We start from the raw sequence: 25187 nt of genomic DNA, 5'->3' as shown, positions 1-25187 counted from the left end.
CCGGCGGGGGAGATGGCCCGTCCGAGCCGGGTCAGCCGGTGCCGGTCGTGCCGGTGGCTCCGGTCGCGGCGGTGACGACGGCCGCGCACCAGCGGCTGGTGCGGTCGAGGTGCTCGGGGCGCTCCAGCGCGCGCGGAGCGGTGGTCGAGCACACCAGCCAGGCGTCGCCGAGCAGCCCGCGGTACGACGCCTCGCGGACGCCTCCGCGCTCGCAGACGAGGGCCACGCCGGGCTCGCCGAGGGCCGCCGCGTCCGGCACGCGCGAGCAGCCGCGGCCGGCCGCCGCGGAGTCGGCCAGCCCTCGGGCCCGCCCGGGGGTCACCGGCGGCGCGAAGACCCACCCGCGCGCCGTCGTACGGCCGTCGGTCCAGAGGCAGCCGTGCTCGTGGGCGACGTCGGTGACCTGCGGGGTCAGCGCCGCGGTCTCACCGTTCTCGTAGGCCTCCGCGCGCGTGGCCTCGGCGCCGAGCGCGTCCTCGACCGACTCGCGCGCGATCCCGGCGCAGAACGGCGCCCGGAGCGCGGCGAGCCCCCGGGTCTCCATCTCCGCCAGGCCGGCCGGCGGCTCGGCGACGGCCGCGGGACCGCGGTCGGGCGGCGGCGCCGAGCCCTCGTCGGAGCCGGTGACGCCGATCCCGACGGCGACCACGGCGGCCGTGGCGGCGGCGCTGGCGAGCAGCACGCGCGACCTCGATGGCATGGCCCACACCGTAGTGAGGCACGCGTCGCCGGTCCGGAGGGCGGTGGGGTCGCTCGCGTACCGTCTCCCGGGTGATTCGCTTCGAGAAGGTCACCAAGACCTACCCCGGCTCGGGCAGCCCGGCCCTGGACCAGGTGTCGGTGGACGTCGAGAAGGGTGAGTTCGTCTTCCTCGTCGGCCAGTCCGGCTCGGGCAAGTCCACCGCGCTGCGGCTGGTGCTGCGCGAGGCGCGGCCGACCTCCGGCCGGGTCTACGTCGCCGGCAAGGAGATCAACCGGCTCGCCGGCTGGAAGGTGCCGCGGCTGCGTCGCCAGATCGGCACCGTCTTCCAGGACTTCCGGCTGCTGCCGAACAAGTCGGTGGGGGAGAACGTCGCCTTCGCGCTGCAGGTCATCGGCCGCTCGCGCAGCGAGATCCGCTCGCTGGTGCCCGAGACGCTGGAGCTGGTGGGCCTGGAGGGCAAGGCCGACCGGATGCCCGACGAGCTCTCCGGCGGCGAGCAGCAGCGGGTCGCGATCGCCCGGGCGTTCGTCAACCGGCCGATGATCCTCATCGCCGACGAGCCGACCGGCAACCTCGACCCGGCCACCTCGGTCGGGATCATGAAGCTGCTGGACCGGATCAACCGCACCGGCACGACCGTCGTCATGGCCACGCACGACCACGGCATCGTCGACCAGATGCGCAAGCGCGTCATCGAGCTCGAGGACGGCCGGGTCGTCCGCGACCAGGCCCGCGGGGCCTACGGCTTCCAGCACTAGCCGACCCGCCCGCCGGCACCCGCCGGCGACGCCGGCCACCCGTCGTACCCACACCCAGAGAGCGCTCCCTCCTCATGCAGCTTCGCTACGTCTTCACCGAGCTCGGCCAGGGCCTGCGCCGCAACGTGTCGATGCACATCGCGGTCGTCCTGACCCTGTTCGTCTCGCTCACCCTCGTCGGCCTCGGGCTGCTGCTGAACCAGCAGGCCGACAAGGCCGCCGACCAGTGGGGCTCGCAGCTGCAGATCACCGTCTGGCTGTGCAAGGACGACGACGACAACCCGCGCTGCACCAGCGAGGTCACCGAGCCGCAGAAGGAGGCCATCGCCGCGGCGGTCGAGGAGAACCCCGAGGCGGCGAGCCACTACTTCGAGACCAAGGAGGAGGCCTTCGAGAAGATCAAGGAGCTCCTCGGTCCCGAGCGGTTCGAGGGCCCCAACCCCGCCGCCACCGTCGACGACATGCCGCAGTCGGTGTGGATCACGCTCGAGGACCCCAACGAGTTCGAGGGGATCACCAGCGCCGTGCAGGGGCTGCCCGGGGTGTCGTCGATCCGCGACGCGCGCGAGGTGCTGCAGCCGATCTACGGCTCGATCACCGCGCTGAAGTACGGCGCGTGGGGCACGGCGGCGTTCCTCGTGCTCGCGGCGCTGATGCTCGTGGCCAACACCATCCGCCTCGCCGCCCTGGCGCGTCGCCGGGAGATCGGCATCATGCGGCTCGTCGGCGCCTCGACGCTCTACATCGCGCTGCCGTTCCTCCTCGAGGCGATCGTCACCGCGGTCGTGGGCGTCGCGCTCGCGGCCGGCGCCCTGGGCGCGTTCATGTGGTTCGGCATCCACGAGCGGGCCGCGACCGGCCTGACGTTCATGCCGTGGATCGGCCTGCCGGAGTACACCACCACCGTGCTGGCGATCGGCGTGCTCGGCCCGGTGCTGACGCTGCTGCCGACACTCCTGCTGACCCGCAAATACCTCAAAGTCTGAGCCGCGGCGCATACGGTCGTCCCTGGTGTCACAGCGGCACCACCCGTCACACCTGTCCCGACCGACCTTGCCCTGAACCGCCGAAGACGAAGGCAGACCCGGTGCGCCTCTTCCCCCGTGCCGCCCGCCGCCGACTGGCCGCAGCGACCCTCGCCTGCACCGTCGCCGTCGGCGCGCTCGCCGTCCCCCTCGCCGGTGCCGAGGACGACCTGAAGGACCAGCAGAAGAAGGTCCAGAAGCACCTCGAGCACGCCGAGGACGACCTCGAGCACTCCAGCGCCCGGCTGCGCAAGGCGGCCGGCCGCCTTGCCGCCGCGAAGGAGCAGCTGACCGCGGCCAAGGCCGAGCTGGCCGACGCGCGCACCCGCCTCGGTGCCGCGCGCCGGCTCGACGAGCGGATGCAGGACAAGCTCGACGCCGCCGAGGCGCGGCTGGAGAAGGCCCGGGCCGCGCTCGCCGACGGCCAGGAGGCCCTCGAGGTCCAGCGGGGCCGGGTCACCGACACCATCACCTCGATCTACGAGCAGGGCGACCCCGAGCTGCTCGCCTTCGCCTCGATCCTCGACGCGCAGACCCCCGAGGACCTCACGCGCCGGATGGCCGCGCAGGACGTCATGGTCGGCCGCGAGACCCGGGCGTACGACGACCTCCACGCCGCCGAGGTCCTGCTGGGCGTCCGCGAGAACAACGTCGAGGACGCCACCAACGAGGTCGCCGGCCAGCGCGCCGACGCCGCCGAGCACCTCGAGACGATGCAGGTGCTCCACGCCGAGACCCGCGCCGCGGCCGGCAAGGTGCGCGCCCTCGTCGCCGACCGGCGTACCGCCCAGCAGGCCGCCACCCGCGCCCGCGCCCAGGACAAGGCCGTGCTCGACCGGCTCAAGGCCAAGGAGCGCCGCATCAAGCAGCGCATCCTCGAGCAGGCGCGCCGCGCGCGTTTGAAGCACCGCGGCTACCGCGGCACCACCGACGGCCTGCTCATGCGCCCGACCGACGGCGTCGTGACGTCGCCCTACGGCTACCGCGAGCACCCGATCTACCACTACTGGGGCCTGCACGACGGCACCGACTTCGGCGCCGCCTGCGGCACCCCGATGTACGCCGTCTCCTCCGGCACCGTGATGACCCGCTACTACTCCTCGGTCTACGGCCACCGGCTCTACCTCAACGTCGGGCAGGTCAACGGCCGCCTCGTCACGGCCGTCTACAACCACGCCACCCGGTACGTCGTCGGGCCCGGCGACCGCGTCGAGCGCGGCCAGGTCGTCGGCTACGTCGGCTCCACCGGCTGGTCCACCGGCTGCCACCTGCACTTCACGATCCTCGCCAACGGGTCCTCGACCAACCCGATGGCCTTCTTCTGAGCCCGCCCCGGCAACCGCGTTGCGGACCTCTGGGAGACTAGGAGGATGCCGAAGGAGCAGGGCCAGAAGATGATCGCGCAGAACAAGAAGGCGCGACACGACTACGCCATCGAGGACACCTTCGAGGCGGGGCTGGTGCTGCAGGGCACCGAGGTGAAGTCGCTGCGGCAGGGGCGCGCGTCGCTGGTCGACGGGTTCGTGGACATCGACCGCGGCGAGGCGTGGCTGCACGGCGTGCACATCCCGGAGTACTCGCAGGGCACCTGGACCAACCACTCCGCCCGTCGGAAGCGCAAGCTGTTGCTGCACCGCATGGAGATCGACAAGATCGAGCGCCGCGTCAACGAGAAGGGCCTGACGGTCGTGCCGCTGGCCCTCTACTTCAAGGACGGCCGCGCGAAGATCGAGATCGGCCTCGCCAAGGGCAAGAAGTCCTGGGACAAGCGGAACTCCATCGCCGAGCGCACCGCCAACCGGGAGAAGGAGCAGGCCGTCGGCCGCTACCTGAAGGGCATGCGTGACTGAGCCGGCCCCGCTCGGGGCGGAGCAGCCGCTCGACCGCAGCGGCGACGCACCCGAGGTGGTGGCGTTCTGGGAGCAGCTCGGCCTGCCCGGGCTCTTCGACGTGCACGTGCACTTCCTGCCGCCGCCGATCCAGCGCGCGGTGTGGACGGTCTTCGACAGCGCCGGCCCGAAGCTCGGCCGCGAGTGGCCGATCCGCTACCGCACCAGCGTCGAGGACCGGGTCGCCCTGCTGCGCGCGATGGGCGTACGCCGCTTCTCGGCGCTGCCGTACGCCCACAAGCCCGGCGTGGCGACGTACCTCAACGAGTGGGCCGCGGGCTTCGCCGACCGCGTGCCGGAGAGCCTGAGGTCGGCGACGTTCTACCCCGAGGAGGGCGCCGCGGCGTACGTCGCCGGCGCGATCGAGGCGGGCACCGAGATCTTCAAGCTGCACCTGCAGGTGGGGGAGTTCCACCTCGACGACCCGCTGCTCGCACCGGTCTGGGGCGTGCTGGAGGACGCGGGCACGCCGGTGGTGGTGCACGCGGGGTCCGGGCCGGTCCCGAACGCGTACACCGGTCCCGAGTCCACCCGACGCGTGCTCACCCGGCACCCGCGGCTGGCGCTGGTGGTCGCCCACATGGGGGCGCCGGAGTTCGGCGACTTCCTCGAGCTGGCCGAGACCCACGAGCGGGTGTGCCTCGACACGACGATGGTCTTCACCGACTTCTTCCCGGCGACCTACCCGGACGACCTCGTCCCGCGCCTGCGCGACCTGCAGCCGAAGGTGCTGCTCGGCAGCGACTTCCCGACCATCCCGTACCCCTACCGCCACCAGCTCGACGGTCTCGCCGACCTCGACCTGGGCGACGACTGGCTGCGCGACGTCTGCTGGCACAACGGCGCCCGGCTCCTCGGCACGGAGCGACGATGACGCTGCTGTTCCTGCTGGTCCTCGCCCTGCCGATGGTCCTCGTGGTGGGCATCGTCGTCGTGACCGTCGTCGTCCTCAGCCGGGCGCGCCGAGCCGCGCCGGTCATCGCGCAGGGACCGGACGGGTGGGTGGCGCTCCCGAGCACCTGGAACGTGCAGGTGCTCGACTCCAGCGTGTTCGGCCGGATGGGCGGCACCCTCGGGTCGACGTTCGGCACCCTCACCCTCGCCGACGGGCGGCTGGCCTACACGCCCGACGGCGCGACGGTGCCGCAGTGGGACGTGGCCTGCGCCGAGGTCTGGGTGCGGCGCCAGGGGGTCGGTCCGTTCGCGGTCGCGGCGCTGCGCCTCCACGGGCCGATGGGCGAGGTGGCCTGCAACGTCAGCCGCGAGCACATCAACCGCTACACGAGGAACTCGATGAAGGACTTCCGCGAGGCGGGGTACGCCACGCAGTTCGTCGCGGCCGCCCAGGCCCACGGGGTCCGGGCGGGCTGACCGCCCGTCCCGCGCCCGCCGGGGGAGATGAGCAGGATGGGGGATGCGCCGGCCGGCACCCGGCGGCACGGTGGGGGCATGGACGGGACGGCCCGGCTGTGGACGACCATCGCCGCCGAGCGGACGGCGTTCGCCGACCTGCTCGACACGTTGACGCCAGCGCAGTGGGCGACCCCCAGCCTCTGCCCGGCCTGGACCGTGCACGCGGTCGTCGCCCACCTGGTCAGCGCACAGGACGCCGGCGTCGGCGCCAAGCTGGCCGCCGCCGTCCGCGGCCGCGGCGTCCCCAGCCGCGTCACGGAGGTGCTGGCCGAGCAGTACGCCGTGCGCTCGGCCGCCGAGCTCGTCTCCCGGTTCCGCGCGCTCGCCGACGCGCGCTTCGCGCCGCCCGGCATGGGTCCACGCGCCCCGCTGACCGACGTCATGGTCCATCGCCTCGACGTGGCGGTGCCGCTCGGCCTCGTGGTCGACCGGCCCCCGGACGCGTGGGGCCCGGTGCTCGACTTCCTGGTGAGCCGCACGCCGATGCTCGGCGTGCTGCGGCGCGGCTTCCCGCAGGCGACGTACCGCGCCACCGACCTCGGCTGGCAGCACGGCAGCGGTCCCGAGGTGCACGGCCCCGCCGCAGCCCTGGGCTCGGTCCTCGCCGGACGCCCGGCCCTCGCCGGGTGGCTCGGCGGTCCAGGCGTCGACGCCGTGCGCACCTGGGTGGAGGCCTGAGCGCGCGCCGGGGACGGGCGACAGGGAGGGAACAAGGATGCGACCGCCGTGGTTGGACCCGTAGACTGCTCCGTGCAGGACAACTCAAGAGGGGCTGATCGGTTTCGACTTGGGACGTTAGTCCCAGGGGAAGCGGGTCGAGGAGCCAGCGTCATCTCGTAAACGATCGCTGGAAACCAATAACTGCCAACGCTAAGCGCAGTTCCTTCGCTCTCGCCGCCTGAGCGGTGATCGAAGCGTCAGACCGGGCATCCGTCTCCGTCCCGGACCCTGACGTCATCTAGGAGACTTGCTGCTCACTCCGGGTCACGGAGGGTGAGCGGGACTATTCCGTGACTGAGCCTGTCGGGGACGTGTCCGTGCGAGCCCCGGGGCCGAGAAAAGCGACATCACGGACTGCACCCGGAGAAGACCTGGTTCGACGCTCGAGGACGCGGGTTCGATTCCCGCCAGCTCCACCAGCCAGCCCAGCCCTCTTGTGCGAGAGCCGCTCCGACTTCGGTCGGGGCGGCTCTCGTCGTCCCGGCCGCTCGGTCCGAGGAGAGCCGTTGCCGAAATCTGGGTAGAGCCGCGGCGCCGGCGGCTCGTCCCCCGGCTGCTGTGCGACGGTCGGGCGGCGGTGCTCGACCCGGCACCACTGCTCCTGGGAGGCCGAGATGGTGACCGTCCGCAACAAGGACCTCGTCAGGTTCGCCGACGACGTGGCGACGGCAACCGGGCTCTGCGAGGCCGCTGCCATCGCTGTCGACTTCGTCGTCGGTCAGCTGGAAGCCGCCCACGTCGGTCTCGCCTGGCACCCCCGGCACCTCGCTCCGCGACGCCTGGCCGCGTCGAGCAGGGCGCTCCTGCTCCTGGACGAGGTCACCCACCGGCACGGCAGCGGATTCGCCGGCGACCCGCTCGCGGACGGGGTCAGCACGGTCGTGCCGGACATCCGGCTCGACCAGCACCACCGGGCGTGGAGCCGGGTGGCGACCCAGCTCGGCGTCCGCTCGGCATGGGCCGTGGGGCTGCCCCCGTTCGGTGACGCCGCGGTGACACTGACGCTGCTCTCGGCCGAGCCGGACACCTTCGGTGCGATCGAGCCCCGACTCGTCACCAGCGGTCGGGCGGTCGGCCAGGTCCTCGCCGCGCACCACCGCCGGCTCCTCGCGGGGACCGGCACGCTGGTCCGCGCGGGGACCGGACCACGGTCGGTCGACGTGGTGCGGACCCGTCGGTGCTGACCGCGCCTCGGTGAACCGCCCTGGCGGCCGCCCCCGACCGCCCGTGGCGCCACGCAGGTCCCACCACGTCGCAGCGAGGGTCCTCTATCGTCCGAGGGAGGTGCTCGTCCGCGTCGGAGCGGACGGGGAAGGACGGACCTGGTGGAGCAGACGGCGGCCTTCGAGAACGAGCGACCGCGGCTCGTGCGTCTGGCCGCGCGTGTGCTGGGCGACGACGTCGAGGCCGAGGACGTCGTGCAGCAGACGTGGCTGCGCCTGCACGGCACCTCCCGGGAGGTGCGCGACCTGCCGGCCTGGCTGACCACCGTCACCACCCGGCTGTGCCTCGACCGGTTGCGGGCGAAGGTGCCCGTGCCCGAGGACCCGCTCGACCTCCTCGACGACGACCCGGGCAGCGACGCCGAGGACCCTGCCGATCACGTGACGCTCGCCGACACGGTGGGCGTGGCCCTGCAGGTGGTGCTGGACCGGCTGAGCCCTGGGGAGCGGGTGGCGTTCGTGCTGCACGACAGCTTCGGCCACGACTTCCCTACGATCGCCACGATCCTCGACACCTCGCCGACCGCGGCCCGCAAGCTCGCCTCCCGGGCCCGCGCGAAGGTGGCTCAGCCATCGCTCGACGACACGCTCGCGGACTGGGAGGTCGTCGACGCCTTCCTCGCGGCGGCGCGCGGCGGCGACCTGCGCCGGCTGCTCGACCTGCTCGCGCCCGACGCGGTGGTCGTCGGCGACCGGGCCGCCGTCGCCGCCGGCACGCCCGGGCGGATCGCCGGCCGGGAGGGGGTCGCCGCGATGTTCGACGGCGCGGCCGAGGCGGCGCTGCCGGTGTACGTCGACGGGCGGCCCGGCGCGGCGTGGGTGCACCGGGGCGAGGCGCGGGTGGCGTTCGACTTCAGCGTCGTCGACGGCAGGGTCGCCCGGATCGACTTCCGCGCCGAGCCGGAGCTGCTCGCGAGCGTCCGACCGCGACGGGGCGCGGCTCCGGCCGGCGGAGGGACGCGCGGCTGAGGCGGTGCCCGGCGGCGTACGTCGTCGTCCGGGTCGCGGTGGTTGCGGTGGTGGGCACCTCACCGGTTTCGACGACGGTCAGGCCTTGACGGCCTCCCTTGCTCAACCAGCGGAGGGGCAGCGTTCCCTGCTCAACCGGCGGAGGGGAGGTCGGCGAAGGCCTTCTTGGCGTCGCGGTACCACCCGAGCGCCCTGACCGGACGGCGCCACCGGCCCTTCATGTCCTCGTGCGCCTGCTGGTGGCTGGTGTCGCCGGCCCGCACCGCCTCACGCAGGTGCCGGTCCTGCGCCTTGATGACGTCGTCGGCCGTCTCGCCGGTGTGCGGGTGCTCGCAGGGACCGCCGAGCTGGCGGCAGGTCATCGTCTTCATCGCGTCTCTCCTCGGTGTGATGGGGCGGGCGGTGCTGCGAAGGGGTACCTCCACCTCCTTGACGGACGAGGAGGACGGAGTGTGACTGACCCGGACGAGATCACGGACGGAGGTCGCACGACGGGGGATCGGGAACTCGCGACCCGGCACGACCGTTCAACCCACCACCATGCGCAGGAAGAAACCCCGACCAGCCCAGGCCACCCTGTCGAGCGGCACCGTGCGTGACGCCGTGAAGGAGGGTGGCCGATGACTCCGGTGCTCTCCCTGCTCCTGGGCGTGCTGGTCGTGCTCGCCATCACGGCGGCCACCGGCTACTTCGTCGCTCAGGAGTTCGCCTACATGGCGGTCGACCGCTCCCGCCTCAAGGCGCGTGCGGCGGGCGGTGACGCCACCGCGCAACGCGCCCTGCGGGTCACGCGCCGGACGTCGTTCATGCTGTCCGGCGCCCAGCTCGGCATCACCGTGACCGGCCTCCTGGTCGGGTACGTCGCCGAGCCGCTGATCGGCGACTCCCTCGGCGAGCTGCTGGGCGGCGTCGGCGTGCCGACCGCGGTCGGCGTCGGTGTCGGGACGGTGCTCGCGCTCGCGTTCTCGACGATCATCCAGATGCTCTTCGGGGAGCTGTTCCCCAAGAACCTCGCGATCGCGCGGCCCGAGCCGGTCTCGGACCGGTTGGCGCGATCCACGCTCGGCTACCTCCGCGTGGCCGGGCCCTTCATCTGGGTCTTCGACCAGGCCTCGAACCTGCTGCTCAAGGCGGTCAAGATCGAGCCGGTGCACGACGTCGAGCACTCGGCGACCGCTCGCGACCTCGAGCACATCGTCGCCGACTCCCGGGAGTCGGGCGACCTGCCGGCGGAGCTGTCGGTGCTGCTCGACCGCGTGCTCGACTTCCCGACCCGCGACGTCGAGCACGCCATGGTGCCTCGCCCCCGCGTCGACGTGGTGCCCGCCGGGACCGCGGTGAGCGCCGTGCGCGCGCTGATGGCGACGGGCCACTCGCGCTACCCGGTCGTCGACCCCGAGCAGGGCGGCGTGGTCGGGGTGGTGCACCTGAGCGACGTGCTCGACGCCGCGCCGACCGCCACCCTGGCCGACATCACCCGCCCCCCGCTCGTGGTGCCCACCCGGATGGCGCTGCCGGACGCGCTCGAGGACCTGGCGCGCACGCGCAACGAGCTCGCCGCGGTCGTCGACGAGCACGGCGGCTTCGTCGGTCTCCTCACCCTCGAGGACCTGGCCGAGGAGCTGGTCGGCGAGCTGACCGACGAGCACGACGACCCCGAGGACGAGCGCGCGCCGTCGGTGGACGATGACCCCGGCTCGTGGTTGGTCCCCGGCGACCTCCCGGTCGACGAGGTGGAGCGCACCATCGCGCAGGACCTGCCCGTGGGCGACTACCAGACGATCGCCGGCCTGGTGATCGCCGAGCACGGCCGCCTGCCCCAGGTCGGGACGGTGGTCGAGGTGCGCCTGCCCGACGACCTCGGTGACCTCGCCCACGACGGCGATCCCGTCGTGCGCTACGCCCGCATGGAGGTCGTCGAGGTCGAGCAGCACGTCCCCGCGGCCGTCCGCATCACCCTCGACCTGGCCGGTCCCGGACCGGAGGAGCAGTCCTGATGGAGAACCCCGTCGTGGTGGCCGTCGCCACCGTCGTCATCATCGCCGCGAGCGCGTTCTTCGTGGCGATCGAGTTCGCGCTCATCGCGGCTCGGAAGCACCGGCTCGAGGACGCCGCCGCGGACAGCCGCGCCGCGCGGGCCGCGCTCCGCAGCTCCACCGAGCTGAGCGTGCTGCTCGCCGGGTCCCAGCTGGGCATCACCGTGTCGGTGCTCGCCCTGGGCGCCATCACCAAGCCGGCCGTGCACCACTGGCTCACGCCGGTCTTCGAGGCCTGGGGTGCGGCGTACTGGGTCGCGGACGTCGCCGGCTTCGTGCTGGCCCTGGTCGTGGTGACGTTCCTGCACCTGGTGGTGGGGGAGATGGCGCCGAAGTCGTGGGCCATCGCCCACCCGGAGCGGTCCGCGACGATGCTCGCGATCCCGATGCGCGCCTACATGTGGCTGACCCGTCCGCTGCTGAACGTGCTGAACGACGCCGCGAACTGGTGCCTGCGCCGGGTCGGGGTGGAGCCCGTCGACGAGGTCGGCAACGGGCAGGACGTCGACGCGCTGCGCCAGCTGGTCGAGCACTCGGCCAACGTCGGCGCCCTCGACGCGTCGTACTCCGCCCAGCTGTCCGGCGCCCTGGAGCTGGAGACCCTGACGCTCGGCGACCTGCTGCGCCCCACGCCGCCCACCGCGGTCCCGCAGGGTGCCCGGGTCGCCGACGTGCAGGACGCGAGCCGCCGCAGCGGTCACCTGCGCATCCTGGTCGGTGACGCCGGTCGCGTGGACGGGGTCGTGCACGTGCGCGACACCCTCCAGCTCGATGCGGACGCGTCCCTCGACACCGTGACCCGGTCCGTGCTCCGGCTCCCCGCGGACCTCGAGGTGTACGCCGCGCTCGGCCGCATGCGCGAGAGCCGCAACCAGCTCGCGGTCGTCACCGACCCCGCCGACCCGGCCGCGATGCGCGGCCTGGTCACGGTCGCCGACCTGCTCCGTCGGCTCTTCCCGCTCCAGGACCGGCGCGGCGAGGTGCCGGCCGGGGCCTGACGGTGGCGGCGGTGGGACGACGGTCACGACCAGCGGATGGATGTCCGGTTGTCGTTCATCCTTCGTTCACGTTCGCCGACAGGTTCATACACCTTCGCTGCCTAGCTTCTGGATCGTCACGTTCACGAGTCATCAGGAGCACCAGTGAAGACCACCTCCGTGCGTACGGCGGTCATCCCGGGCCTCGTCGCCCTCGCCCTCACCTTCTCCGCCTGCAGCGCCGGCAACGACGACAGCGGCAGCGACGCCGAGGGCGGCGACTTCTCCGGCCAGCTCGCCGCCGGCGGCGCCTCCTCCCAGGAGGCCGCGCAGAACGCCTGGATCGTCGGCTTCCAGGAGGCCAACCCCGACGCCACCGTCACCTACGACCCGGTCGGGTCCGGCGGTGGCCGCGAGAACTTCATCTCCGGCGCGTTCCCGTTCGCGGGCTCCGACGCCTTCCTCACCGACGACGAGGGTGAGCTGACCGACGCCACCGAGCGCTGCGGCGGCGACGCCCCGATCGAGATCCCGAACTACGTCAGCCCGATCGCGGTCGTCTTCAACGTCGAGGGCGTCGACGAGCTCAACCTGTCGCCCGACACGATCGCCGGGATCTTCGCCGGTGAGATCACCCGCTGGGACGCGGAGGAGATCGTCGCCGACAACCCGGACGCGGACCTGCCGTCCGAGCGCATCAACCCGGTGCACCGCTCCGACGAGTCGGGCACGACCGAGAACTTCACCAACTACCTCGACATCGTCGCGGGCGACGTGTGGACCGCCGGCGCGATCGAGGTGTGGCCGCAGGAGTTCGGCGGCGAGGGCGCCCAGGGCACCTCGGGCGTCGTCTCGGCCGTCAAGAGCGGCACCAACTCCATCGGCTACGCCGACGCCAGCCAGGCCGGTGGCCTGGGCGTCGCCAACGTCGGCGTGGGCGACGAGTTCGTCGGCCCCACCGCCGAGGCCGCGGCCGCCATCCTGGACGTCTCCCCGCGCGTCGAGGGCCGTGGCGAGGGCTCGGTCGTCTTCGAGCTCGACTACGAGACCGAGGAGGGCGGCGTCTACCCGATCACGCTGATCTCCTACCTGCTGGCCTGCCCGTCCTACACCGGTGACGAGGCCGAGGCCGGCGCACTGGCCAAGGGCTACCTCGAGTACATCGTGAGCGACGAGGGCCAGGAGTTCGGCGCCGAGGAGGCCGGCTCGGCCCCGCTCAGCGACGACCTGCAGTCCGAGGTCCAGGACCTCGTCGAGGGCATCACCGCCGAGTGACGTCCTACGGAGCATGAGCGAGGGCCCGACCCGGACCGGGTCGGGCCCTCGCCCGCGCGTCCCGCGCACCTCCGGCCCCACCGGGCCGAGGGCCACCACCGAGCACCAGCACGACACGAGGGAGCAGCAGGTGTCCACCACGACCACCGTGGCCGAAGCGCCGCCGGGCGGCCGACGCCGCGGAGACTCGATCTTCGCCGGCCTCGCCACCGGCGCGGGCCTGGTCATCATGCTCGCGCTTGCGGGCGTGGCGATCTTCCTGATCATCGAGGGCGTCCCCGCGATCAGCGCCTCGGGTGAGCAGGCCTACGGCAAGGACAACATCGTCGTCTACGTCTGGCCGCTGCTCTTCGGCACGCTGCTGGCCGCGGTGATCGCCCTGCTCATCGCGACACCACTGGCGGTCGGGGTGGCGCTGGTGATTTCCCACTACGCACCCCGCAAGGTCGCCCGGCCGCTGGCGTACCTCATCGACCTGCTCGCCGCGGTCCCCAGCGTCGTGTATGGGCTCTGGGGCCGGGCGGTGCTGGCGCCGGCGATCCTGCCGGTGTACGTCTGGCTGGCGGACAACCTCGGCTGGCTGCCGTTCTTCGACGGCCCGGCGCAGACCGGCCGCACCATCCTGACCGCCGCCATCGTGCTGGCGGTCATGGCGCTGCCGATCATCACCGCGATCTGCCGGGAGGTCTTCCTGCAGACCCCGCGCATCCACGAGGAGGCCGCGCTCGCGCTCGGCGCCACCCGCTGGGAGATGATCCGGATGACGGTCTTCCCCTACGCCCGCTCCGGTGTCATCTCCGCGGTCATGCTCGGCCTCGGTCGCGCGCTCGGCGAGACCATGGCCGTGGCGATGGTGCTCTCCGCGAGCGGGATCATCACCTTCGACCTGATCTCGGCGGAGAACCCGTCGACGATCGCCGCCAACATCGCCCTGAACTTCGGCAACGCGTCCGGGACGAAGATCAACGTGTTGATCTTCAGCGGCCTGGTCCTGTTCGTCGTCTCGTTCGCCGTCAACTTCCTCGGCCGCTGGATCGCGGCTCGGGGCCAGATCAAGGCCTGAGGAGGCACGCGTGTCCATGACCGACGAGCGGCCCGCAGCCGCCCCACCCACCCAGATGCCCCTGGTCGCGCCGCAGATGCCGGGGTACGCACCATGGCTCGCCCTCGTGCTGGCCATCGGCCTGGCCGCCCTCCCCGGCCTCCTGCTCGGCTGGTCCGTCGTCGCGATCGCTGTGCTCGCCTGGGTGCTGCTCATCATCGGGCTCCCCGCCTGGTCCTCGGTGGTCGAGGGCAACCGACGCGCGGTGGACCGCCTCGTCACGACGATCGCCTGGTCGACGTTCGGGCTGGCGATGATCCCGCTGGTCAGCCTGGTCTACGAGGTCGTCAGCAACGGCTACGGCGTGCTCTCCGGCTCGTTCCTGACCTACGACATGCGCGGCGTCCTCGGCGCCGGCGGTGGCATCTACCACGCGCTGATGGGCACGCTCATCATCACGGCGCTGGCCACTGCCATCTCGGTCCCGATCGGCGTGATGGCCGCCATCTACCTGATCGAGTACGGCAAGGGCAACCGCCTCGCGCGGACCGTGACCTTCCTGGTCGACGTGATGACGGGCATCCCGTCGATCGTCGCCGGACTGTTCGCCTTCGCGCTGTTCACCCTCATCTTCGGGCCGGGCGTCCGGTTCGGCATCGGCGGCGCCGTCGCGCTGTCGGTGCTGATGATCCCGATCGTGGTGCGGGCGACCGAGGAGATGCTCAAGCTGGTCCCCGAGGAGCTGCGCGAGGCGTCGTACGCCCTCGGCGTGCCGAAGTGGCGCACGATCGTCAAGGTCGTGCTGCCGACCGCGCTCGGCGGCATCGTCACCGGCGTGACGCTGGCGATCGCCCGTGTCGCCGGCGAGACCGCGCCGCTGCTCATCATCGTCGGCACCACGACCACCTTGAACCTCAACCCGTTCGACGGCCGGATGGCCACGCTGCCGGTCTTCATCTTCTCCTCGGTCACGACCGGCGGGAAGTACGACGCCGAGCAGACCGCCCGGGCCTGGGGCGCCGCCCTGGTCCTCGTGGCCATCGTGATGGGGCTGAACCTCCTCGCCCGAGCCGTCGGCAAGATCTTCGCGCCCAAGACCGGGCGCTGACACCCACCAAGGACACCTCCCATGGCCAAGAGCATCGACATCTCCGACCTGAACATCTACTACGGGGACTTCCTCGCCGTCGAGGGCGTCGACATGACGATCCGTGCCCGCGCGGTGACCGCCTTCATCGGCCCCTCCGGCTGTGGCAAGTCGACCTTCCTGCGGTCGCTGAACCGCATGCACGAGGTCATCCCCGGCGCCCGCGTCGAGGGCAAGGTCGTCGTGGACGGCCAGTCGCTCTACGACCCCTCCGTCGACCCGGTGGCCGTGCGTCGCCAGATCGGCATGGTCTTCCAGCGGCCGAACCCCTTCCCGACGATGTCGATCTACGACAACGTCCTCGCGGGCAACAAGCTGAACTCCAAGCGGATGAAGAAGTCCGAGGCGGACGCCATCGTCGAGAAGTCCCTGCGCGGCGCCAACCTCTGGACCGAGGTCAAGGACCGGCTCAACAAGCCGGGCATGGGCCTCTCCGGCGGCCAGCAGCAGCGGCTGTGCATCGCCCGCGCGATCGCGGTCGAGCCGCAGGTGCTGCTCATGGACGAGCCGTGCTCGGCGCTCGACCCGATCTCCACCGCGGCGATCGAGGACCTCATCCACGAGCTGAAGTCCGACTACACGATCGTCATCGTCACCCACAACATGCAGCAGGCGGCGCGGGTGTCGGACGACACGGGCTTCTTCAACCTCAAGGCGACCGGGGAGCCGGGCCACCTGGTGGAGTTCAACGCCACCAGCAAGGTCTTCTCCAACCCCGACGACCCCTCGACCGAGGCCTACATCTCCGGCCGGTTCGGCTGATCGTGCTGGACATCTCGGGGATCGGGCCGGAGGGCACGCGGTCGTACGCCGTGCCGGTGCACGTCATCGGCCCGGCCGAGGACGTCGAGCAGGTCGCGAACGAGCTGCGCTGCGACGGCGTCGAGGTCAGCGGGTCCGCCTCGGCGCTCGACGGCCTGGTGCACTTCGGTGAGGCGCGTCCCGAGGTCGTCGTCGTGTCCTCCGCCGTCGCGGACGCCGGGGCCGTGGACGTCGTCACGGCGCTCCGCCGGCACGACGCGCCGCTGGTCGTCGCGCTGGTCGACCCCGGCGACGTCGCGCTCGCGGGGCGGATGGTGCTGGCCGGCGCCCGCAGCGTCCTGACCCGGCCCTTCTCCGGCGCGGCCTTGTGGGCGGCGGTCCCGCGGCCCGCCGCCGAGCTGCGCCCGCAGGCCCAGCTGCGGCACGGCCCCATCGTGCTCGACGTCGACAGCTACGCCGTCTGGATCCACGGCGAGCGGGTGCCGGACCCGCCCGGCAAGGAGTTCGAGCTGCTGCACGCCCTGCTCCGCCGAGCCCCCGGCGTCGTCGGCAACGACGAGCTGCGGGCGTCGCTGTGGGGCGACGCGGGCGAGGGCCCGTCGGACAACACGATCGCCGTCCACGTCGCCCGGCTGCGCCACCGGCTCGAGGGCGTCGCCCGGATCCGTCGCCTGCGCGGCCGCGGCTACGCGCTCGCGCTCGACTGAGCGTCGGCGGGGTCGGCGGGGTCCGCAGGACCGGTCCTGATGGCGGTCGTGTGCCTGCGGACGCGGGTGGGCGCGGCGTGGGGCACACGACCCCGGCGGGTCGGGCGGCATGATCCCTGCATGCTGCTCGGGCGCTGGACCTCCCTGCTCCTCACCCTCGTGGCCGGCCTGGCCCTCGTCGTCGGGCTCGTCCCGGCCGCTGCTGCCGACCCGGGCGACCCGGGTGAGCCGCCGCCCGTCGCCACGACGCTGACGCTCGCGGCACCGGCGCGGTACGCCGACCGGCCGACCGACCTGGTCGCGACGCTGACGGCCGCCGACGGGACGCCGGTGGTCGGCGTGCCCGTGACGCTCGAGCGGCGGCGGGGCGGGACGTGGACGCCGCTCGCGGCCGCGGTCACCGACGCGACCGGCCGGGTCGCGGCCGAGCCGGTGCTGGCCCGACGGCCGGCCGACAACGTGTTCCGCGCGGCGTACGCGGGCGACGCGACGTACGCACCCGCGACGAGCGGGCCGGTCGCCGTACCCCTGCTCAGGCGCACGAGCCAGGTGCGCGTCCGCGGGCCGCAGCGGGTCGTCGACGAGCGACGCGTTCCGGTGCGGGTGGCGTGGCGGACCGGCAACGGGCAGCCGGTCGCCGGCCGGGTGGAGCTGTTCCGCAAGACCCGCGGCGGGAGCTGGACCCTCGCGCGCACGCTGCGCACCGACGAGCAGGGTCGCGCCGAGCTCGTCGTGCGCCCGCGGGTCGACACCGCGTGGCGCGCCGACGCGACGGGCACGCCGTGGGCCGGCCGCGCGACCAGCGGCGTCCACCGCGTCGACAACGTGCCACCGGGGGAGCCGGTCGTGCTGCCCGCGGGAGCGCCGCGCCCCCGGGTCCCCCTGCCGCCGCAGCCCCGCGCCAGCGGCCCCGGCCCGCAGCTGCGGATCTCGCAGGTCCCCGACGGCGTGTGGCGCTCGATGGTCGGCCGCAGCTGGCGCCCCGGCTGCCCGGTGGGGCGCGCGGGGCTGCGCTTGGTGCGCGTCAACTACTACGGGTACGACGGCTATCGGCACCGCGGCGAGGTGGTCGCCGCGGCGAGCGCGGCCGGCCGCATCGGACGGGCGCTGGCCGCGATGCACGAGCGGCGCTTCCCGATCCGCTCGATGTACCGCGTCGACCGGTTCGGCTGGTCCGGCCGGCTCAACGGCGCCGACGACTACCGCTCGATGGCGGCGGGCAACACCTCCGCCTTCAACTGCCGCTGGGTGGTCGGCCGGCCCGGCGTCCGTTCGCCGCACTCCTACGGCCGGTCGCTGGACGTGAACCCGTGGGAGAACCCCTACCGCGCCTCGCACGGGTGGACGCCGAACTCGTGGTGGGTCGGCCGCAGCCACCCCCGCGTCGCCTGGCGCTCGCGCAGCCACGCCGTGGTGCGGCTGATGGCGGCCCACGGCCTGCGCTGGACCTACGGCACCTTCGACGCCCACCACTTCGACGCCCGCACCACGAGCGGGCGCGTCGTCCCCGGGCCGGTCGCCCGCGCCTGTGGCCTCGAGGTGTGCCACTGATGGCGCGCGCCGCGGCCCCGGCCGGCTGCGTCTTCTGCGCGATCGTGGCGGGGGACGCCGAGGCCGACCGGGTGCTCGAGGACGACGACTTCGTGGCCTTCCTCGACCAGCGCCCGGTCTTCAAGGGCCACCTCCTGCTGGTCCCGCGCGAGCACGTGGTCACGCTGCCCGACCTGCCGGCCCCGCTGCGCGACCCGTTCCTCGCCCACGCCCAGCGGCTCGCGACCGCGGTGGTCGACGCGCTCGGGGCCCAGGGGTCGTTCGTCGCGATGAACAACGTCGTCAGCCAGTCCGTGCCCCACCTGCACCTGCACGTCGTGCCGCGCACGAAGGGCGACGGGCTGCGGGGGTTCTTCTGGCCGCGGCACCGGTACGACGACTTGGCCGAGCGGGCGGCGTACGCCGCGAGACTGCGTGCCGCGCTGTCCTAGCGCTGTCGTAGCGTGTGCGATCGTCCGCATCCGGCGGGCCACAGCCACCGAGCAATCAGGAGTGCAGTCATGGGTCGATTCGACGGGCGCGTCGCCGTCGTCACCGGAGCCGCCCGCGGGATCGGGTTCGGCACCGCCACCCGGTTCGCCGAGGAGGGTGCGTCGGTCGCGATCATCGACCTCGACGAGTCCGCCGCGGCCGATGCCGCCGGGCGGCTGCCGGTCGTCGACGGCGCGAAGGCCGTGGGCATCGGCGCGGACGTCAGCAACGCCGAGTCGGTCGACGCCGCGGTCGAGCGGGTCGTCAGCGAGCTGGGCGGCATCCACGTGCTGGTCAACAACGCCGGCATCACGCGCGACAACCTGCTGTTCAAGATGACCGAGCAGGACTGGGACCTGGTCATGGGCGTCCACCTCAAGGGTGCGTTCCTGATGACCAAGGCCGCGCAGAAGCACTTCGTGGAGCAGAAGTACGGCAAGATCGTGAACCTCTCCAGCGTCTCCGCGCTGGGCAACCGCGGCCAGGCCAACTACTCCGCGGCGAAGATGGGCGTGCAGGGCTTCACCCGCACCCTCGGCATCGAGCTCGGCCCGTTCGGCATCAACGCCAACGCCGTCGCGCCCGGCTTCATCGCCACCGAGATGACCGACGCCACCGCCGCACGGCTCAAGATGGACGTCGAGGAGTTCCGCAAGCTCAACGCCGAGGCCAACCCGGTGCGCCGGGTCGGGTTCCCCGAGGACATCGCGGCCGCGGTCGCGTTCCTCGCCAGCGACGAGGCGTCGTACATCACCGGCCAGACGCTGTACGTCGACGGCGGCGCCAAGCTCGGCTGACGCCTGCTCTCCAGGTCGGACGGGGAGGGCGCCGCCGGTCGGCGACCTTCCCGTCCGGGCGCGCCTCCGCGCCGCTGCGGCCCGTGCGCCGCACACTGGGACTCGTCGGCCTTAGTCGACCGAACCACTAGTCAATCTCTCTGCATTGGAGCCCGCCGTGCGCCGCACCCGGACCCGCGCCCTCGCCTCGACCATCGCCGCCACCGCCCTGGTGCTCTCCGCCTGCGGGAGCTCGGACGACGGAGCCGGGGGAGACGAGGGCAACGACCCGCAGGCGACGAGCGCCGGCTCCCAGCTCGCCTCGACCTGGCCGCTCACCGGCCTGCCCGTCGAGGGCGACGACTCCGCGGTGCAGGACCACCCGGTGCTCGTGCTGAAGATGGACAACACCTCCTCGAGCGCCCCGCAGGTCGGTCTCGGCTCCGCGGACCTCGTCGTCGAGGAGCTCGTTGAGGGCGGGATGACCCGTCTCGCGGCGTTCTACTACTCGCAGGTGCCCGACGACGCCGGTCCGGTCCGCTCGATGCGGGCCAGCGACATCGGCATCGTCAGCCCGGTCGACGCCTCGATGGTCACCAGCGGCGCGGCGCCGATCACCATCAAGCGCATCAACGGCGCGGGGATCGAGTTCTTCGGCGAGGGCGCGAAGGGCTTCTACCGCGCCGGCGGCCGCAGCGCGCCGTACAACCTGTTCGCGCGCATGGACGAGACCGCCACCCTCACCCGCGGCGGCGAGCGGCCCGCCGACTACCTCACCTGGGGCGACGCCGCCGACCTGCCGAAGGGCAAGCCCGCCACCAGCCTCGCCGCGAGCTTCGGCGGCGGCCACACGACCAGCTGGAGCTTCCGCGACGGGCGCTACGCCATCGACAACGGGTACGCCGCGGCCGGCGACGAGTTCCCCGCCGACTCGGTGCTGGTGCTGCGCGTGGAGGTCGGCGACGCCGGCTACCGCGACCCGGCCGGGAACCCCGTGCCCGAGACCAAGCTCGAGGGCAAGGGCGAGGCGATGCTCTTCCACGACGGCCGCGTCGTCCGCGGCACCTGGTCCAAGGACGGCCTCGGCGCCCCCATCGAGCTCGCCACCAAGCAGGGCGAGCTGAAGGTCCCCGCCGGCCACACCTGGATCGAGCTCGTCCCCCGCGAGGCCGGGAACGTCACCTTCAGCCGCTGACACCGGTGTCCGCTGGTCGAACAGGCCTGCACTGCTCAGCCAGCGGGGGCGTCGTCGCCAGAGGCGCCGGGAAGAGGCACGCCGTCGGCGGCGAGGGCCTGGAAGCCCTGGAGGATGAACGCGATGGCGGTCTCGACCCGCTCGGCGGCGGCGATGGGGTCGTCGGCGCTGGAGACGGACTCGCCGGCCGAGGACATCGCGCCGAAGAAGATGCGGGCGAAGGTCTGCAGCATCTCCTCCTCGAGCTCCCACGTGCCGGCGCTGAGCACCGCGCGCACGATCTCGAGGACGTTGGCGAACGTCGAGCGCTCCTCCTGCTCGCGGAAACGCTCGTAGCCGAGGACCGACGGGCCCTCCTGGATGACGATGCGGCGGTAGCGCGGCTCCTGGACCACGGCGAGGAACGCCTGGAGCCCGGCGAGCGCCTTCTCCCACGGGTCCTTCTTGCCCTTGAGCGCCTTCTGGATCGCGCGGGAGGCGTCGGCCTCGACCCGCTCGAAGACCGCCTCGAAGAGCGCCTGCTTGCCGCTGAAGTGGTGGTAGAGCGCGCCCTTGGTCACCCGCGCGCCGGCGACGATCGAGTCGAGGGACGCCGCGGCGTACCCCAGGTCGGTGAAGAGCTCCTCGGCCACGTCGACCAGCGCCCGCTTGGTGGAGGCGGAGTACTGCTGGCGACGGCTCGCGCCGGTCACGCCGGGCACCCCGGGGACCTTCGGCACCAGCTTCGAGACGCTCGGCTTCGGTGGCATCCCGGCAGTTTAGGCACCGACCGCCGGACCAGGTGGCGCGGATCACCCGGCGGCACGTTGCATACCGCGGGTATGCCTCCGTACTCTGGGTACGTACTCACAGTATGTGAGCACCCCGAGAAGGAGCTGACCATGACCTGGACTTCCTTTCACAACCGCGGAGAGATCCTGCGCTCCGTGACCCGCGTCGCCGACCAGCGCCGTGACGGCGTCCTCCCGATGGACCTGCCGGGCGTGCGCGAGACCTTCGGCGACGAGCTCGCCCTGTACGGCGCGCTGTCGCTGCGCTGGCACACCCGGCTCGCCGGCCGCATCGAGCGCGAGCTGGCGAGCCAGCCGCTGGACCTCGAGGCCGCGGTCATCGCCGCTTGGCGGGCGCTGGCCGACGAGATGCCGGGCGTCCGCGCGATCCTCGACCACCACCGCGAGCAGCCGGTCGACGACGCGATGGCCGAGGCCATCGCCAAGGCGACCCGCAAGGAGCACATCCTGCTCGCGATCATGGCCGGTCGCGCGAGCGTGCACGACAGCCGCGGCGCCGCCCTGGCCGCCGAGACCGGCGCCCGCATCGAGCAGCGCGCGCGCACCCTGAGCGCCGCCATCGCGGCGGCGCGCTCCACGACGGCCACCCACGACGGTGCCCGCGCCTCGCTGCGCCACCGCCTCGGCCGCCTGCGCGCGGCCCTCGCAGCCTGACCCGTCCTCCCAGGACCGGTCGGCTGCCCTCGAGCTGACGGCCCCGGAACCGACGCACCCCTCCCTCGCGGTACCTCCCGCACCCTCCCTCGCGTCGGGCCGGGGCCGTCATGCATGCCGAGCCCACCCGTTGTCGGCGCGGTGGGTCATGATGGAACGGTGGGCGAGCTGCAGGCAGGGATGTTGCTGGTGGCGACGCCCGCCCTGCTCGACCCGAACTTCGCCGACACCGTCGTCCTGCTCCTCGACGCCGACGCCAGCGGCGCGCTCGGGGTCGTGGTCAACCGTCCCTCGCCGGTCGCCGTCTCGGAGGTCCTCGGCGGCTGGGGCGAGGTGGTCGCCGAGCCCGAGGTCCTCTTCTCCGGCGGGCCGGTCGGCCCGGAAGGTGCGCTGGCGGTGGCGCTGCTGCGCGACGCCGACGACGCACCGGTCGGCTTCCAGGCGATCGACGGCCGGCTCGGCCTCCTCGACCTCGACACGCCCCTGGAGCTGGTCGAGGGCACGCTGGCGGGGCTGCGCATCTTCGCCGGGTACGCCGGATGGGGCGCCGGGCAGCTCGAGGGCGAGGTCGAGGAGGGCAGCTGGTACGTCGTACCCGCCGATCCCGCGGACCCGTTCCGGCTCGACCCCGACGGCCTGTGGCGCGATGTGCTGCGCCGCCAGCCCGGCGAGCTGGCCTGGCACGCCACCCGCCCGGCGGACCCCGACCTCAACTGACCCTCGGCTGGTCCCCGGCTGGTCCACAGGCGGTCCCGCGACTGCCGCGTCCGGGGGTGTCCTGACGTAGGCTGGGCCCGTGAGCCAGATCGGATTCGGGACCGGCACCGCCGTCGACGAGAGGGTCCGCGAGGACCAGCGCACCGTCCCCACCGACGACGGTGACCACGAGCGGTTCTCGCACTACGTCGAGAAGGACAAGCTCACCGAGGCGATGGTGATGGGCACGCCCGTCGTCGCGCTCTGCGGCAAGGTGTGGGTGCCGAGCCGCGCGCCGGAGAAGTTCCCGGTCTGCCCCGAGTGCAAGGAAGCCTGGGAGAGCATGCGCGACGACGGCTCGGACGCCGAGTGACCGGACGGCAGGACCGTCCGACCGCCCGCCGCAGCACCTCTGACGAGACCGAGCTCGACCTCTCGCTGACACCCGCGCTCAGCCCTGCCTGGCCCGAGCGCGCCGCCTGGGGCACCGCTCCGTCGCTGCGCGCGTGGCAGCAGGCGGCGATGACGAAGTACTTCGCCGACCAGCCGCGCGACTTCCTCGCGGTCGCGACCCCGGGGGCGGGCAAGACGACCTTCGCGCTGTCGGTGGCCTCCGAGCTGCTCGGCCGGCGCATCGTCGACCGGATCATCGTCGTCGCCCCCACCGAGCACCTCAAGCTCCAGTGGGCCGAGGCCGCCGCCCGCGCGGGCATCCCGATCGACCCGACGTACGCCGCCGGCAAGGGCAAGACCTCCGCCGACTACGTCGGGGTCGCGGTGACGTACGCCGGCGTGGCGGTCAACCCGCTGGCGATGCGGATCCGCGCCGAGCGGTTCAAGACGCTGGTCATCCTCGACGAGGTCCACCACGCGGGCGACGCGCTGTCGTGGGGCGAGGGCGTCCGCGAGGCGTTCGAGCCCGCAGCGCGGCGCCTGGCGCTGACCGGCACGCCGTTCCGCTCCGACATCAACCCGATCCCGTTCGTCACCTACGCGCCCGGGCCCGACGGCGTACCGCGCTCGGTGGCCGACTACACCTACGGCTACGCCCACGCGCTGGCCGACCACGTCGTGCGGCCGGTGCTGTTCATGGCGTACTCCGGCGACATGACGTGGCGCACCCGCGCCGGCGACGAGGTCTCCGCGCGGCTCGGCGAGCCGCTGACGAAGGACCTGACCAACCAGGCCCTGCGGACCGCGCTCGACCCGCAGGGCTCGTGGATGCCGTCGGTGCTGGCCGCGGCCGACAAGCGGCTCTCGGAGGTACGTCGCCACGTGCCCGACGCCGGCGGCCTGGTCATCGCCACCGACCAGGACAGCGCCCGCGCGTACGCCAAGCTGCTCAAGCAGATCAGCGGGGAGCCCCCGACGGTCGTGCTGTCCGACGAGAAGCTGGCGTCGAAGAAGATCTCGGCCTTCACCGACAGCGACGACCGGTGGATGGTCGCGGTCCGGATGGTCTCCGAAGGCGTGGACGTGCCCCGGCTGGCGGTCGGCGTCTACGCGACGACCACCGCGACGCCGCTCTTCTTCGCCCAGGCCGTCGGTCGCTTCGTGCGTGCGCGCGCCCGCGGGGAGACCGCATCGGTGTTCCTGCCGTCGGTGCCCTCGCTGCTCGGGTTCGCCTCGGAGATGGAGGTCGAGCGCGACCACGTGCTGGGCCGCAAGGTCACCGACGAGGGCGACATCTTCGCCGCCGAGGACGAGCTGCTCGCGCGGGCCAACGAGAGCGAGGCCGCGTCGGCCGAGCTGGAGATGTCCTTCGAGGCGCTCGGCTCGGAGGCTCGCTTCGACCGCGTGCTCTTCGACGGCGGCGAGTGGGGCCACGCCGGCGAGGTGCAGGTGGGCTCGGAGGAGGAGATGGACTTCCTCGGCATCCCGGGCCTGCTCGAGCCCGACCAGATGCGCGAGCTGCTGCGCCAGCGACAGAGCGACCGGGCGCGCAAGCAGAAGGCCGTCGCCACTCCTGCCGAGGCCGCCGGCGACTCGGTCGCCCAGCTGAGCACCCACGAGCAGCTGGCGGTGCTCCGCCGCGAGCTCAACGGCCTCGTCGCCGCGTGGCACCACCGCACCGGCCAGGCCCACGGCATCACCCACGCCGCGCTGCGCAAGGAGTGCGGTGGCCCGGCCGCCGCTGTCGCCAACGCCGAGCAGCTGCACGCCCGGATCGACCGGATCCGTGAGTGGGCGGCCACGCGCAAGTCGTCCTGACCCGGCTCGGCCGGTGGTCGGGGCGGGGCGAGTAGCGCGCGGGGCCGGTCCACTTCCGCGCAATTGCGCGGAAGTGGACGTGCGCAACCGCTTGCCCACGACCAAAGCCGCGCAATTGAACGATCGTCGACGCCCCGGCCACCCGCCCCCACCTCAGCCGTCCGGGCCGTGCTGCGCCCGGCCGGGCGCAGCCCGT

At 73.0% G+C, this 25187-nt stretch carries 27 protein-coding genes and 1 other RNA gene; 25 read left to right on the top strand and 3 right to left on the bottom strand.

All coding sequences use genetic code 11. The features are described 5' to 3' along the window. Positions 1-31: 31 nt before the first annotated feature. Positions 32-700, bottom strand: coding sequence for a hypothetical protein (locus G6553_RS12970; RefSeq protein WP_166193436.1), 669 nt, complete (start codon positions 698-700; stop codon positions 32-34). A 71-nt stretch (positions 701-771) separates the two neighbouring features. Here G6553_RS12970 and ftsE point away from each other — a divergent pair, with 71 nt between their 5' ends. From ftsE to G6553_RS12920, 10 genes are all read left to right on the top strand, one after another. Next, positions 772-1461, top strand: a complete 690-nt coding sequence (gene ftsE, locus G6553_RS12965; protein WP_166193433.1) for a cell division ATP-binding protein FtsE — start codon at positions 772-774, stop codon at positions 1459-1461. 74 nt (positions 1462-1535) lie between these two features. Next, entirely contained in the window at positions 1536-2447 is a 912-nt protein-coding gene (ftsX, locus tag G6553_RS12960) for a permease-like cell division protein FtsX (protein WP_166193430.1), read from the top strand. A gap of 101 nt (positions 2448-2548) precedes the next feature. Then, positions 2549-3811, top strand: a complete 1263-nt coding sequence (locus tag G6553_RS22180) for a M23 family metallopeptidase (protein WP_166193427.1) — start codon at positions 2549-2551, stop codon at positions 3809-3811. A 45-nt stretch (positions 3812-3856) separates the two neighbouring features. After that, a complete protein-coding gene (smpB, locus tag G6553_RS12950) occupies positions 3857-4336 on the top strand; it encodes an SsrA-binding protein SmpB (RefSeq protein ID WP_166193424.1) in 480 nt (159 codons plus the stop codon). Then, positions 4329-5249: an amidohydrolase family protein gene (locus tag G6553_RS12945; protein ID WP_166193421.1), complete on the top strand. Its 921-nt coding sequence runs from the start codon at positions 4329-4331 to the stop codon at positions 5247-5249. The genes smpB and G6553_RS12945 overlap by 8 nt, the downstream gene beginning before the upstream one ends. Next, positions 5246-5746, top strand: a complete 501-nt coding sequence (locus tag G6553_RS12940; RefSeq protein ID WP_166193418.1) for a hypothetical protein — start codon at positions 5246-5248, stop codon at positions 5744-5746. The genes G6553_RS12945 and G6553_RS12940 overlap by 4 nt, the downstream gene beginning before the upstream one ends. 78 nt (positions 5747-5824) lie before the next feature. Continuing rightward, positions 5825-6466: a maleylpyruvate isomerase family mycothiol-dependent enzyme gene (locus tag G6553_RS12935; protein WP_166193416.1), complete on the top strand. Its 642-nt coding sequence runs from the start codon at positions 5825-5827 to the stop codon at positions 6464-6466. 90 nt (positions 6467-6556) lie between these two features. After that, positions 6557-6927: a transfer-messenger RNA gene (gene ssrA, locus G6553_RS12930) on the top strand. A gap of 195 nt (positions 6928-7122) precedes the next feature. Beyond that, positions 7123-7692: a hypothetical protein gene (locus G6553_RS12925; protein WP_166193414.1), complete on the top strand. Its 570-nt coding sequence runs from the start codon at positions 7123-7125 to the stop codon at positions 7690-7692. Between the two features lie 141 nt (positions 7693-7833). Further along, on the top strand, positions 7834-8700 hold the full coding sequence (locus tag G6553_RS12920; RefSeq protein WP_166193411.1) for a sigma-70 family RNA polymerase sigma factor: 867 nt from the start codon (positions 7834-7836) through the stop codon (positions 8698-8700). Positions 8701-8831: 131 nt separating this feature from the next. Here the strand turns inward: G6553_RS12920 and G6553_RS12915 are convergent, their stop codons facing one another. Then, positions 8832-9071 (bottom strand): hypothetical protein, encoded by a 240-nt coding sequence (locus tag G6553_RS12915; RefSeq protein WP_166193408.1) that lies wholly within the window; start codon positions 9069-9071, stop codon positions 8832-8834. A 249-nt stretch (positions 9072-9320) separates the two neighbouring features. Between G6553_RS12915 and G6553_RS12910 the strand changes: the two genes are divergently transcribed. The 11 genes from G6553_RS12910 to G6553_RS12860 all read left to right on the top strand — a co-directional run bounded on the left by G6553_RS12910 (position 9321) and on the right by G6553_RS12860 (position 20639). Beyond that, positions 9321-10697: a hemolysin family protein gene (locus tag G6553_RS12910; RefSeq protein ID WP_166193405.1), complete on the top strand. Its 1377-nt coding sequence runs from the start codon at positions 9321-9323 to the stop codon at positions 10695-10697. After that, positions 10697-11734, top strand: coding sequence for a hemolysin family protein (locus G6553_RS12905; RefSeq protein ID WP_166193402.1), 1038 nt, complete (start codon positions 10697-10699; stop codon positions 11732-11734). The genes G6553_RS12910 and G6553_RS12905 overlap by 1 nt, the downstream gene beginning before the upstream one ends. Positions 11735-11878: 144 nt before the next feature. Further along, positions 11879-12988: a phosphate ABC transporter substrate-binding protein PstS gene (locus G6553_RS12900; protein WP_166193399.1), complete on the top strand. Its 1110-nt coding sequence runs from the start codon at positions 11879-11881 to the stop codon at positions 12986-12988. Positions 12989-13118: 130 nt separating this feature from the next. Then, positions 13119-14051 (top strand): phosphate ABC transporter permease subunit PstC, encoded by a 933-nt coding sequence (gene pstC / locus G6553_RS12895; protein WP_347565691.1) that lies wholly within the window; start codon positions 13119-13121, stop codon positions 14049-14051. Between the two features lie 16 nt (positions 14052-14067). Continuing rightward, complete coding sequence (gene pstA, locus G6553_RS12890) at positions 14068-15138, top strand: phosphate ABC transporter permease PstA (RefSeq protein ID WP_166193454.1); 1071 nt, start codon at positions 14068-14070, stop codon at positions 15136-15138. Positions 15139-15159: 21 nt separating this feature from the next. Further along, positions 15160-15939, top strand: a complete 780-nt coding sequence (gene pstB, locus G6553_RS12885; RefSeq protein ID WP_166193393.1) for a phosphate ABC transporter ATP-binding protein PstB — start codon at positions 15160-15162, stop codon at positions 15937-15939. A 2-nt stretch (positions 15940-15941) separates the two neighbouring features. Continuing rightward, the gene (locus tag G6553_RS12880; RefSeq protein WP_166193390.1) at positions 15942-16646 is read left to right on the top strand and encodes a winged helix-turn-helix domain-containing protein; all 705 of its coding nucleotides are present in this window, start codon (positions 15942-15944) and stop codon (positions 16644-16646) included. Positions 16647-16766: 120 nt separating this feature from the next. Further along, the gene (locus tag G6553_RS12875; protein ID WP_166193387.1) at positions 16767-18197 is read left to right on the top strand and encodes a M15 family metallopeptidase; all 1431 of its coding nucleotides are present in this window, start codon (positions 16767-16769) and stop codon (positions 18195-18197) included. Beyond that, entirely contained in the window at positions 18197-18628 is a 432-nt protein-coding gene (locus G6553_RS12870; protein WP_166193384.1) for an HIT family protein, read from the top strand. Before G6553_RS12875 ends, G6553_RS12870 begins: the two co-directional genes overlap by 1 nt. Before the next feature lie 69 nt (positions 18629-18697). Continuing rightward, positions 18698-19465, top strand: coding sequence for a 3-oxoacyl-ACP reductase FabG (gene fabG, locus G6553_RS12865; protein ID WP_166193381.1), 768 nt, complete (start codon positions 18698-18700; stop codon positions 19463-19465). Between the two features lie 157 nt (positions 19466-19622). Continuing rightward, entirely contained in the window at positions 19623-20639 is a 1017-nt protein-coding gene (locus tag G6553_RS12860) for a DUF3048 domain-containing protein (RefSeq protein ID WP_166193378.1), read from the top strand. A gap of 35 nt (positions 20640-20674) precedes the next feature. Here G6553_RS12860 and G6553_RS12855 read toward each other — a convergent pair whose 3' ends face one another. Beyond that, positions 20675-21388, bottom strand: coding sequence for a TetR/AcrR family transcriptional regulator (locus G6553_RS12855; RefSeq protein WP_166193375.1), 714 nt, complete (start codon positions 21386-21388; stop codon positions 20675-20677). A 132-nt stretch (positions 21389-21520) separates the two neighbouring features. On the opposite strand from G6553_RS12855, the gene G6553_RS12850 reads away from it, so the two are divergent. The 4 genes from G6553_RS12850 to G6553_RS12835 all read left to right on the top strand — a co-directional run bounded on the left by G6553_RS12850 (position 21521) and on the right by G6553_RS12835 (position 24991). After that, entirely contained in the window at positions 21521-22084 is a 564-nt protein-coding gene (locus tag G6553_RS12850; protein ID WP_166193372.1) for a hypothetical protein, read from the top strand. Between the two features lie 159 nt (positions 22085-22243). Further along, positions 22244-22801, top strand: coding sequence for a YqgE/AlgH family protein (locus G6553_RS12845; RefSeq protein WP_347565689.1), 558 nt, complete (start codon positions 22244-22246; stop codon positions 22799-22801). Positions 22802-22880: 79 nt separating this feature from the next. Then, positions 22881-23153 carry a DUF3039 domain-containing protein gene (locus G6553_RS12840; protein WP_166193366.1) on the top strand — a complete coding sequence of 91 codons (273 nt, stop codon included), beginning with the start codon at positions 22881-22883 and terminating at the stop codon, positions 23151-23153. Between the two features lie 65 nt (positions 23154-23218). Next, positions 23219-24991: a DEAD/DEAH box helicase family protein gene (locus tag G6553_RS12835; protein ID WP_207619733.1), complete on the top strand. Its 1773-nt coding sequence runs from the start codon at positions 23219-23221 to the stop codon at positions 24989-24991. The last annotated feature ends 196 nt before the right edge of the window (positions 24992-25187 follow it).

The sequence above is a fragment of the Nocardioides sp. IC4_145 genome, from assembly GCF_011250565.1.
Classification (GTDB): domain Bacteria; phylum Actinomycetota; class Actinomycetes; order Propionibacteriales; family Nocardioidaceae; genus Nocardioides.
This window is presented reverse-complemented; position numbering and strand designations above follow the sequence as displayed.